This window comes from uncultured Jatrophihabitans sp. (genome assembly GCF_964246335.1).
Taxonomy (GTDB): Bacteria; Actinomycetota; Actinomycetes; order Mycobacteriales; family Jatrophihabitantaceae; genus Jatrophihabitans.
Genome location: NZ_CAXTQF010000046.1, coordinates 18,335 through 28,374, shown reverse-complemented (window position 1 = coordinate 28,374; position 10,040 = coordinate 18,335). Strand labels below are relative to the sequence as shown.

Below are 10,040 nucleotides of genomic sequence, written 5' to 3'. Positions count from 1 at the left end.
GGTGGGGGCGCGGCCGGCCAGTCGGTCGGGACGGCCGAGGTTCCAGTACCCCTTGACGAAGATCGACTCATGCGGCACGCCGTGGTTTTCGAGCAGGGCGCGCAGCGCGACCATCGCCCGCGTCTCGCCCATCAGGTAGCCGCGGGCAGCCGCCGGGTCGGCCTCGGACGACGCGAGCACGTCGCGCGCCGCGTCGAGCAGCAGGTCCGCGCCGCCGGCCGCAGCCTCGCCGCGATGCACCCATCGAACGGCGGCGGCCACCGGCAGCTCGTCGGACGCGTCGGTGATCTCGATGAGCGCCGTCGCGGGCTCGCCGGGCGGCAGGGCCGCGCAGATCGCGGCGATGGCCGGCAGGGCCGACTCGTCACCGACGAGCATATGTGCCGCCGCGCTGCGCAGCTCCAGCTTGCCGCGCGGGCCCTGGAACTCGACGTCGTCACCGATCTGCGCTGCGGCGGCCCACCGCGCACCCGGGCCGTCGCCGTGCAGGACGACGTCCAGGTCGAGCTCGCCGGTGTCGGGGCGTACGTGCCGGATCGTGTAGCGGCGCTTGACCCGCCGCCCGGAGGGCTCACGCAGCAGCAGCTCGACGTCCTGCGCCGGCTTGATCTGCACACCGAGCATCGCGTCGGCGCGGATCGTCACCCGTCGCATGCGCGGGGTCAGGTCGCGGACGCCGACGACGCGGGCCTCGTGCGCGGGGGAGCGCCGCACGAGAGTCGATGCCGCAGTGCTCACAATCCGTCGACCCTAGCGACCGGGCATGCCCGAGCGGTGCCTAGCGTTGCTTGACGTAAAGCCTGCACCGTCCCGAATCCCGAGGAGAGCCATGACCGACGTCCTGAAGAAGGTTGCGTACACCACCGAGGCCACCGCGAAGGGCGGCCGCACCGGGCACGTGACCAGCGCCGACGGCGTGCTCGATCTCGATCTCGACCGGCCGAACCCGCAGAACCCGACGCCGAACCCGGAAACGCTGTTCGCCGCCGGGTACGCCGCATGCTTCCAGGGCGCGCTGGAGAACCGGGCGAAGACGAAGGACGTGGACACCTCCGAGTCGACGGTGACGGCCAAGGTATCGCTCGGTGACACCGACGACGGCGGCGTCGGGCTGGCGGTCGAGCTGGCCGTGCACATCCCCGGCATCGAGCTCGACCAGGCCCGCGAGCTCGTCGAGCTGGCGCATCAGTTCTGCCCCTACTCCAAGGCGACCCGCAACAACATCGAGGTCACGCTTACCGTCGAGTAACCCGCCGACCGACCACGGGTCCGGCGCGGCGGCGCATCATGGACCGGTGGCGGTCAGCGTGTTCGATCTGTTCTCGATCGGGATCGGGCCGTCGTCGTCACACACCGTGGGCCCGATGCGTGCCGCGCGCACCTTCGCCGACGGCCTGGAGCACGACGGCCTGCTCGCCGATGTGACGCACGTGCGGGTCGAGCTGTACGGCTCGCTCGGCGCCACCGGCCGCGGGCACGGCAGCGACCGCGCCGTCGTGCTCGGCCTGCAGGGCGAGGCGCCGGAGACCGTCGACACCGCCACCGCGCTCGGGCGCGCGGCGGCGGTGCGCGAGTGCGGCGAGATCGAACTGCTGGGCAAGCACCGCGTCGCCTTCACCCGCGACGACCTCGTCATGCACCGGCGCACCAGCCTGCCGTTCCACCCGAACGGCATGCGCTACTACGCCTACGGCCGCGACGACGCCCTGCTGCGCGAACGCACCTACTACTCGGTGGGCGGCGGGTTTGTCGTCGACGAGACGGCCGCCGGGGCCGACCGCATCGCCCCGGACGACACCGTCGTCGCCTACCCGTTCCTCAGCGGCGATCAGTTGCTCGCCCACTGCACAGCCAACGGCATGTCGGTCAGCGACGTGATGCTCGCTAACGAACTGGCGTGGCGCTCTGCCGACGACGTACGCGCCGGGCTGCTGCAGATCTGGTCGGTCATGCAGGAGTGCGTCAACAACGGCGTCACCAACACGGGGTTGTTGCCCGGTGGGCTGCAAGTGCAGCGGCGGGCGCCGGCGCTGTTCGACCGGCTCAACCGGGAGACGATCCCGGACAACCCGATGTACGCGATGGACTGGGTCGACCTGTTCGCGCTCGCGGTCAACGAGGAGAACGCGGCCGGCGGGCGGGTGGTCACCGCGCCGACCAACGGCGCGGCCGGGGTGCTGCCCGCCGTGCTGCACTACTACGCGCGCTTCTGCCGCGACGCCGACGACGACGGCGTCGTGCGGTTCCTGCTGTGCGGCGGCGCGATCGGCGTGCTCTACAAGGAGAACGCGTCGATCTCGGGTGCCGAGGTCGGTTGCCAGGGCGAGGTCGGCTCGGCCTGCTCGATGGCCGCCGGTGCGCTGTGCGAGGTGCTCGGCGGGTCGCCGCAGCAGGTGGAGAACGCCGCGGAGATCGGCATGGAGCACAACCTCGGGCTGACCTGCGACCCGATCGGCGGCCTGGTTCAGGTGCCGTGCATCGAGCGCAACGCGATGGCCGCGGTCAAGGCGATCAACGCGGCGCGCATCGCGCTGCGCGGCGACGGCCGGCACATCGTCAGCCTGGACAAGGTGATCAAGACCATGCGCGACACCGGCGCCGACATGAAGTCCAAATACAAGGAGACCTCGCGCGGCGGCCTGGCCGTCAACGTCATCGAGTGTTGAGCGCGCAGCCGTTCACGCGGCCGCTGTCACCTCGCTGGGCTCGGTAGGGACGTCGGTCTTGCGGACGTTGATGAGGATCAACGCGACGACGATGGCCGCGATACCCAGGAACCCGGCGACCAGAAAGCCCATGCCCGACGAGTGCGCCTGGATCTGCGCCACCGCCTGCACCGCCGCCGAATCGTGCAGCGCCGCCGCGGAGGGCGTGTGCCCCTGCTGCGCGGCCGTCAGTTCCTGCAGGTGTTTGAACACGTCCGGCCGCAGGTGACCAGCCTTGACCTGCTGTGCGAGATCGGCGGCCTTGGACTTGCCCGCGCTGCGCCCGGCGGTGGCCGCGACGGTGGCGAGAATCGACAGGCCGAGTGAGCCGCCGACCTGCTGCCCGACGTTGAGCATCGCGGACGCGACGCCGGCGTCGGTATTGCGCACGCGCGCCACCGCGACCGTGGTCAGCGGCACGAAGATGCAGCCCATGCCGGCGGCCATGACCACCAGGCCCGGGAAGAACAGGTTCCAGTAGCCCGAGCCGGCGTCGACGTGTGCGTACCAGAACATCGCAACGGTCAGTAGCCCCGCGCCGAGCACGATCAACGGCTTGGGGCCGAACCGCGGCAGTGCTTTGGTCATGATCTGCGACGTGACGCCGATGATGAACGCCACCGGCAGGAACGCGAAGCCCGCGCGCAGCGCGCTGAAGTGCATGACCTGCTGGATGAAGAAGGTCACGAAGTAGAACATGCCGAACATCGCGGCTCCGACGATCAGCATGACCAGGTAGGCGCCGCCGCGGTTGCGGTCGGCGATGACCCGGACCGGCAGCATCGGGTCGGCGGCGCGCGTCTCCCAGAGGAAGAAGGCGATCAGCAGCACGCCGGCGGCCACCAGCACGCCGACGGTGATGCTGTTCGACCAGCCGTCGTTCGCCGCGTGGATGAAGCCGTAGACGACGCCGACCATGCCGGCGATGGACAGCAACCCACCGAGGGCGTCGAAACGCCCCGCCTGCCGACGCTCCGATTCGTGCAGATAGAGGTACGCGCCGGCGATCAGCACAACGCCGATCGGCACGTTGACGAACAGCACCCATCGCCAGGTGAAGTACTCGGTGAGCACGCCGCCGAGCAGCAGGCCGAGCGCGGCGCCGGCGCCGGACACCGCGGCGTACACGGCGAATGCGCGGGTCCGCGCCTCGCCCTCCTCGAACTCGGTGGTGACGAGCGAGAGCGCGGTCGGCGAGGAGATGGCGCCGCCGATGCCCTGCACGACCCGGCCGAACAGCAGCAGCCCGTAGCTGGGGGCGAGGCCGCCGAGCAGGCTGCCGATGGAGAACAGCGACAGCCCGACGATGAACATCCGCCGCCGACCCAGCAGGTCACCGGACCGGCCGCCGAGCAGCAGCAGGCCGCCGAACGCCAACGTGTAGGCGTTGAGCGCCCAGGTCATGGACGTCTGCGTCTTGTGGAAGTAGTCGCCCATCGAGGGCAGCGCGATGTTCACGATGGTGGCGTCGAGCACCACCATCAGCTGGGCGCCGGCGATGACCAGCAGCACGAGCCCGGGACGCGCGGTGCGACGCGGGCCGTCGGTGCGCCGCGCCGTGGGCGCTGCTGCGCTCTTCGTGTCCGTCACGATGAACTCCGTTCCAGGATCGTCCCGGCGGTTGTCCGCTTTAGGGGACGCAAGCGTTCACTAACTTGGTACCGTAGACGTGCCACGCTTGGGAACGCAAGCGTGCACTATCTGCCTTATCGAGTTGTCCATCATCGCCGAGGGGTCTGACAAGACGGTGGCCACTTCCGAAACTGCTCGGCGCGTCAAGGCGAATTCACCCGCGCCAGGCGCGGTCGCCGTCGCGCAGCGTCGCCGCGGCGCGGCCTTGGAGCGGGCGATCCTGGCTGCCGCCTTCGCCGAGGTCTCGCACGTCGGGTACGCCGCGTTCTCGGTCGAAAGCGTTGCGGCGCGGGCCCGGACCGGCAAGGCCAGCATCTACCGGCGGTGGCCGACCAAGGCGGAGCTCGTGCTCGACGCGCTCGACGCCGAACTCCCGTCGCCGCGCGACATCGGCCTGGGCCCGGACTGTCACATCGACGAGTCGGTGACCACCGAGCAGGCCCTGCACCGCATCGGCGAGACGATCGTGCGTGTCCTGAGCAGCCCGGCAGGGGCAGCGATGCGCGCCGTCAAGCTCGAGGCGGTCGATGATCTGAAACTGGCCGACCTCATCGACCAGCGCTTCCACGAGCCGCGGCGCGCTGCGTTGCTCGGCATCCTCGAACGCGGCATCGCGCGCGGCGAGGTACGGCCCGACGCGGCCACACCCGTGGTGGCCGACGTGCTGCCGGCCATGCTCGTGCACCGCATGCTGCTCACCAATGAACCGATCTCGGCGGACGAGGTGCACAACGCGATCTCGCTCGTCATGATCCCGCTGGTGCAGGCGCACGGCTGACCCGGCTCGGTGCCCGTGACGGACCCGCCGCCGACGATCCGCCTTTCCTGCGCAGTGGTCGTTGGGCGGCGGCCGCAACGACCATGAGCGAGGAAAGGCTGATCGCAACCGGCTCGATCTGGCGCTGTGCGGGCGACCGCGGACGGCATCAACCCGGCGACGGCGCACCTGTAGGCTCATGCGCTGGTGGCTTCGAGCGTGCTCGGCCGCTTGGAGGCTTCGCCTAGTCTGGTCTATGGCGCCGCACTGCTAATGCGGTTTGGGTTAACGCCCATCCCGGGTTCGAATCCCGGAGCCTCCGCCACGGTCGATTCGAAAGCCGTGAACACTGCCAGCTAGACTCGACAGCCGGCACGCAAGCGCCCGTAGCTCAACGGATAGAGCACTTGACTACGGATCAAGAGGTTAGGGGTTCGAATCCCTTCGGGCGCGCTTTTGACGAGACGGACGGGCTGCGGCCGAGAAGGCCCAGGTCTACCGCGGGGGGCGGCTGTCAGCGTCCGAACACGCGCCGGTACCAGGGCTTTCGGCCCACGCGCCTGGGCGTGACCGGCTTGCGCCGACCGACGGTGTCCACCAAGGTCTGATTGACCGGCCACGGGTCCGGCACCGGGTTGTGGTGCCGGCTGTGGTGCGCCGACCCCACATGGCTCGGCGGCAGTGAATGGTTCGGTACCGGAACCTGCTGCGACGCATCATGGGCGGACGCGTGGTGGAAATGAGACGAGTGGTCGCCCGTGCTGTGACCTGAGTGCCCGCGTCGTGCATCGTCAGCCCGTTCTTCTCGCGGCGGCTACCTTCCGGATTATTCCCTACGTGTACACGATCGCTCTGCCGCGGGACGTAGTCGCAGATCTCGCGAGAACGTGCTCATGGTGCGCTCCCTTCCGGGCGCGCGACGCCGGCGCAGCGCCTCCTGATGCGCGGGCCGGGCGGTCCGGAGAACTTCGGCTGGCGTTTCGGCCGGGAGTGCGTATGGTCATGATCCAACTCGAGGGGGGACCATGTCAGAACCTACGTCGTACCCGCAGCAGCCGGAGCCCGGTTACCGGCCACAACCGGGCTATCAGCAACAGCCGCCGGCTCAGTACGGCAGCCCGCCGCCTGGTTACTACCAGGGTCAGCCGACCGAAACGCGCAAGCATGCCGGTCTCGCGACAGCGGCGCTGGTCGTCGGCATCATCGGCTTCGTTTTCGCCTGTGTGCCGTTCCTGAACTACGTCGCGTACCCGCTTGTGCTGTTGGCCATCGTGTTCGGTCTGATCGCGTTCAAGTGGGGCAAGGCCAAGGCCGGTGCCATCCTGGGTGTGCTGGGCCTGGTTGCGACGATCCTCTGGTCGGTGGCAATCGCCGGTGCCTTCGACGACGCCACGAACGATGTGCATGCGTACAACGCGTGCGTGGCCAAAGCCCATTCTTCGGCCGAGATCGACAAGTGCTCGGACAAGTACCTGCACAGTAAGTAGCGCTGCCTCCCTGCACGCAGGCGTGCACCCGCGTATCGCCGAGGTGCGTTGATTAGCCTGCTGTGGTGCTCGCCGTCCGGTACTCGGCATTCGGCCAGACGCCTGAACTGGTCGACGTCCCTGCTCCGCACTGCCCGCCGGACGCCGTGCTCGTGGCTGTTGCAGCTACCGGGCTGTGTCGCAGTGATTGGCACGGCTGGCAGGGCCATGACCGCGACATCGTCGTGCCGCACGTGCCGGGTCACGAGTTCGCAGGCGTTATCAGCGCCGTCGGTGCTGAGGTCACGGGCTGGTCCGTCGGCGAGCGGGTGACCGCGCCGTTCGTGTCGGCATGTGGCCGCTGTCCGACCTGCCGACGCGGCGATGGGCAGGTGTGTGAGGCGCAGACCCAGCCCGGCTTCACCCACTGGGGCTCGTTCGCCGAACAGGTCGTCGTGCGCAACGCCGACGTCAACCTGGTCGCCCTGCCGGACGACATGGACTTCGACACCGCGGCGGCGCTCGGCTGCCGATTCGCCACCGCGTACCGGGCGGTCGTCGACCGAGCCCGGGCAGCGCCCGGCGACTGGGTCGCGGTGCACGGCTGCGGCGGGGTGGGTCTGTCGGCGGTCATGATCGCCGTGGCGCAGGGTAATCGCGTCGTTGCGGTGGACACCTCAGCCGCGGCTCGGGCACTGGCCGTCGAGCTCGGCGCGGAACAGGTGCTCGACCCCGCCCAGGTCGAGGTGGCGTCGGCGATCCGCGACATCACCGGCGGCGGGGCCGCCGCTTCGTTAGATGCGCTCGGCAGCCTGCCCACGCTGGTCGGCTCCGTGCACTGCCTTCGCCCGCGCGGCACCCATGTGCAGATCGGATTGGCTGCCGGCGTCGGGCCGCTGCCCGAGACGGTGCTCGCTGCCGCCATCGCCGGTGAGTTGCAGCTGCTCGGCAGCCACGGCATGCCGGCCCGTGCGTACCCCGCCATGCTGGCGCGGATCGCGGGCGGGGAGCTCGTGCCCGGTCGTCTGGTGCAACGCAGGATCAGCTTGAGCGAGGCACCCGGTGCACTCGCCGCGATGGGCACTACGCAAGTGGGCGCGGGCATGACGCTGATCGAGGTGTCAGCGCCCGGACCGACAGTTCGCGACGCCCCCGCCAGCTAGCGTGTGCACATGATCGGTGCGGTGATCAGCGCGTCGGTCGCGGTCATCGTCGCGATCGTCACGCAGATCTTTGCGTCGGTGCGTGCGCGTACCGATCGGCTGTACCTCGCGCGGCGTGCCGCGCTGATCGACGCGCAGGACGCCGGACTCGAGCTGCGCCAGGCGTTGCTGCTCTACGGCCAGGCAGTGCCGCATTCGGTCAGCAGGACGTCGCTCGGCACGACGGCCGAGCTGCCTGCCGAGGTCGACGCCGGACGCGTGCGCGCGCAGGGTCGCTTCGCCGTCGCGGTGTCACGAGTGCACGACCAGCACGTCGCCCGGGCGCTACGGCTCTGGACGCAGATCGCCGAGGTGCGCTACATCGACGTCAACGACGTCAGTGCCGCGATCGAGGACTCGTGGTTCCGGCACGTGAACGCGCTGGCCGCGGCGGCGATGTCGACGAAGACCTGCGACACCACCGAACGCCAGCGTGCGACGCTGTGCGAGCCCGATCTGCCGGCCGGTATCGGTGACGCGCCCGTCGCGGTGCCGGCGCGGTCGCGACTCGCGGGCCCGCCGACGCCCGTGTCGCCGTCCACCGCCGACGGTGAGCCGCTGCGCACCGACGACGTCGGGCCGCCGACGCCGCGGGTGTGAGAAGCCTTCAGACCGCCTCGGCGAGCGAGTCGAGCACGTCCAGGCGCTCGGCGACGTGCAGCTTGCGCGCGGCGTCGCGCGCATAGCCAGCGAACACATCCGGTGCGCCGAGTAGCACCAGCCGCTGCGCGTGGGCGTCGACGAGGATGCGGCGCACCAGCTGCGCGGCGAACGACGCGGTGCCGCTGGTCAACTCTCGTGCGTCGACGGTCACGCGGTCGCCGTCGATGCCGGTCAGCGGGTCGACGAACGCGTCGGCAAGGTCGCGTCCGGCCACGAGCGCGGGCAGTGTCACCGTCAACATCGCAACCTCCAGACCCCGAATGTGGCTGACTCGTCGACTTCATTATGACCTGGCCCGCACGTGCTGCCCAGCAGTACGCCCACGCGCCTAGGGTGACAGGCCAGGGACGACGCACGAGGGGGACGGATGCGATCGACGGCAACGCGGACCGTGAGTGTTCCGGTCGAGACGGTGTGGTCGGTGCTCGCCGATCACGAGGGCATGCGCAACTGGGCACCGGGTGTCGGCGCGCGCGTCACGAAGGCCGGGTCCGACGAGCGGAACGGGCTTGGCGCGGTGCGCGAGATCTCGGCGCCGTTGCCGGTGCCGGCGATCGTCGAGGAGATCACCGAGTTCGCACCGCCGCACCGCCTCGCCTACCGCGCGCTCGCCGGCATACCGCTGCGCAACTACCGCGGCGACGTCGAGCTCAGCGCGTCCGGCGAGGGGACCGTCGTGCGGTACAGCATCAGCGCCGACAGCAGGTTGCCGCTCGTCGGCAAGGCCGTGACGCGGGCGATCGCGGTCGCGCTGCTGGCGGCGCTCGTGCGCCAGGCTCGCAAAGCCGCGTAGTGCGCCGACGGCGAGATTGCCCCGAGTGCGGCATGATCGCGGCATGATCGCTTATCTCGCGTCGCACCAGGTCGAGGCCGGTTTCATCCTCAGCGGTATCAAGGGGATCTTCGTCGCGATCGGCAGCGTGATCGCCGCGATCATCTGCGCGATCATCGCCGCCGCGAAGGGGCGCAGCGCCATCCTGTTCGGCATCGCGGGCCTGATCTTCAGCATCCTGACGCTGATCGTCGTCATCGTGATCCCGAGCAAACGCGCAAGGTACTGACGCTAGGCGTCGTCGCGACGGCGACGGCGCCAGCGACGCCGGGCCGGTGTTCGAACGGCCGCGGGAGCTGCCGGCGTGCGCGGCTCCGCCGCCGCAACAGCTTCGAGGGTCTCGAGCGCCTCGAGGTCGGCACGCCGCTGCGCCAGCACGGCCTCCACGTCGACCGGCCGGGCACGCAGCGGCGGCCCGATCTGGGGCGCGGCGAGCGCACGCAGGATCCGGGTGTTCAGGTCCTCGACGACCGCTCGGGCTCGCGGCTCGGACCGCTCGCGCAGCAGGCGCACCGGCAGGTTCTCGACCTCCTTGGCCAGCGCGAGCGCCGGCGGTAGCAGGGCGTCGACCTCGACGTTCTCGCGTTTGAGGTAGGCGGCCATCCAGGCAAGGTCGTCGTGGCTGCGACCGAGGTTCTGCAGTGGCTTGCCGCTGCCCTCGAGGTTGTCGAACGCGCCGTTGGCGTTGGCATCGCGGATCTGCCGTTCCACCCAGGTCGGGATGGACACGTTCGGCGGCCTGCGGCGAGTCATGTGCGCGGCGTGGTTCGGCGGCTCATCGCC

General features: G+C 70.0%; 12 protein-coding genes and 2 tRNA genes. 10 read left to right on the top strand and 4 right to left on the bottom strand.

Annotated elements, in window-relative coordinates:
- A partial coding sequence (locus ACFFCN_RS13350) for a siderophore-interacting protein (RefSeq protein ID WP_375492330.1) occupies positions 1-738 on the bottom strand: 738 nt, incomplete at its 3' end.
- Positions 739-829: 91 nt separating this feature from the next.
- Between ACFFCN_RS13350 and ACFFCN_RS13345 the strand changes: the two genes are divergently transcribed.
- Both ACFFCN_RS13345 and ACFFCN_RS13340 read left to right on the top strand, forming a co-directional pair.
- Positions 830-1,249, top strand: coding sequence for an organic hydroperoxide resistance protein (locus ACFFCN_RS13345; RefSeq protein ID WP_375492328.1), 420 nt, complete (start codon positions 830-832; stop codon positions 1,247-1,249).
- 46 nt (positions 1,250-1,295) lie between these two features.
- Positions 1,296-2,666 (top strand): L-serine ammonia-lyase, encoded by a 1,371-nt coding sequence (locus ACFFCN_RS13340; protein ID WP_375492326.1) that lies wholly within the window; start codon positions 1,296-1,298, stop codon positions 2,664-2,666.
- A 12-nt stretch (positions 2,667-2,678) separates the two neighbouring features.
- Here ACFFCN_RS13340 and ACFFCN_RS13335 read toward each other — a convergent pair whose 3' ends face one another.
- Positions 2,679-4,295: a DHA2 family efflux MFS transporter permease subunit gene (locus tag ACFFCN_RS13335; protein WP_375492325.1), complete on the bottom strand. Its 1,617-nt coding sequence runs from the start codon at positions 4,293-4,295 to the stop codon at positions 2,679-2,681.
- Positions 4,296-4,452: 157 nt separating this feature from the next.
- On the opposite strand from ACFFCN_RS13335, the gene ACFFCN_RS13330 reads away from it, so the two are divergent.
- The 6 genes from ACFFCN_RS13330 to ACFFCN_RS13305 all read left to right on the top strand — a co-directional run bounded on the left by ACFFCN_RS13330 (position 4,453) and on the right by ACFFCN_RS13305 (position 8,362).
- The gene (locus ACFFCN_RS13330) at positions 4,453-5,115 is read left to right on the top strand and encodes a TetR/AcrR family transcriptional regulator (RefSeq protein WP_375492323.1); all 663 of its coding nucleotides are present in this window, start codon (positions 4,453-4,455) and stop codon (positions 5,113-5,115) included.
- Positions 5,116-5,327: 212 nt separating this feature from the next.
- A tRNA-Ser gene (locus ACFFCN_RS13325) sits at positions 5,328-5,419 on the top strand.
- 55 nt (positions 5,420-5,474) lie between these two features.
- Positions 5,475-5,547 (top strand) — tRNA-Arg (locus ACFFCN_RS13320).
- A gap of 572 nt (positions 5,548-6,119) precedes the next feature.
- A complete protein-coding gene (locus ACFFCN_RS13315) occupies positions 6,120-6,581 on the top strand; it encodes a hypothetical protein (protein WP_375492322.1) in 462 nt (153 codons plus the stop codon).
- 65 nt (positions 6,582-6,646) lie between these two features.
- A complete protein-coding gene (locus ACFFCN_RS13310) occupies positions 6,647-7,723 on the top strand; it encodes a zinc-dependent alcohol dehydrogenase family protein (protein ID WP_375492320.1) in 1,077 nt (358 codons plus the stop codon).
- Between the two features lie 9 nt (positions 7,724-7,732).
- Positions 7,733-8,362 (top strand): hypothetical protein, encoded by a 630-nt coding sequence (locus tag ACFFCN_RS13305; protein ID WP_375492319.1) that lies wholly within the window; start codon positions 7,733-7,735, stop codon positions 8,360-8,362.
- Positions 8,363-8,369: 7 nt separating this feature from the next.
- On the opposite strand, the gene ACFFCN_RS13300 is transcribed toward ACFFCN_RS13305, so the two are convergent.
- A complete protein-coding gene (locus ACFFCN_RS13300) occupies positions 8,370-8,666 on the bottom strand; it encodes a hypothetical protein (protein WP_375492317.1) in 297 nt (98 codons plus the stop codon).
- 126 nt (positions 8,667-8,792) lie between these two features.
- On the opposite strand from ACFFCN_RS13300, the gene ACFFCN_RS13295 reads away from it, so the two are divergent.
- Both ACFFCN_RS13295 and ACFFCN_RS13290 read left to right on the top strand, forming a co-directional pair.
- On the top strand, positions 8,793-9,218 hold the full coding sequence (locus tag ACFFCN_RS13295; protein WP_375492315.1) for an SRPBCC family protein: 426 nt from the start codon (positions 8,793-8,795) through the stop codon (positions 9,216-9,218).
- Between the two features lie 43 nt (positions 9,219-9,261).
- Positions 9,262-9,486: a deoxyribodipyrimidine photolyase gene (locus tag ACFFCN_RS13290; protein WP_375492313.1), complete on the top strand. Its 225-nt coding sequence runs from the start codon at positions 9,262-9,264 to the stop codon at positions 9,484-9,486.
- A gap of 2 nt (positions 9,487-9,488) precedes the next feature.
- Here ACFFCN_RS13290 and ACFFCN_RS13285 read toward each other — a convergent pair whose 3' ends face one another.
- Positions 9,489-10,010, bottom strand: a complete 522-nt coding sequence (locus tag ACFFCN_RS13285) for a DnaJ family domain-containing protein (protein WP_375492312.1) — start codon at positions 10,008-10,010, stop codon at positions 9,489-9,491.
- Between the last annotated feature and the right edge of the window lie 30 nt (positions 10,011-10,040).

Coding starts and splice junctions, on each gene's coding strand:
- ACFFCN_RS13345 (WP_375492328.1), top strand. CDS start 830: ATGACCGACGTCCTGAAGAAGGTTGCGTACACCACCGAGGCCACCGCG.
- ACFFCN_RS13315 (WP_375492322.1), top strand. CDS start 6,120: ATGTCAGAACCTACGTCGTACCCGCAGCAGCCGGAGCCCGGTTACCGG.
- ACFFCN_RS13305 (WP_375492319.1), top strand. CDS start 7,733: ATGATCGGTGCGGTGATCAGCGCGTCGGTCGCGGTCATCGTCGCGATC.
- ACFFCN_RS13300 (WP_375492317.1), bottom strand. CDS start 8,666: ATGTTGACGGTGACACTGCCCGCGCTCGTGGCCGGACGCGACCTTGCC.
- ACFFCN_RS13295 (WP_375492315.1), top strand. CDS start 8,793: ATGCGATCGACGGCAACGCGGACCGTGAGTGTTCCGGTCGAGACGGTG.
- ACFFCN_RS13290 (WP_375492313.1), top strand. CDS start 9,262: ATGATCGCTTATCTCGCGTCGCACCAGGTCGAGGCCGGTTTCATCCTC.
- ACFFCN_RS13285 (WP_375492312.1), bottom strand. CDS start 10,010: ATGACTCGCCGCAGGCCGCCGAACGTGTCCATCCCGACCTGGGTGGAA.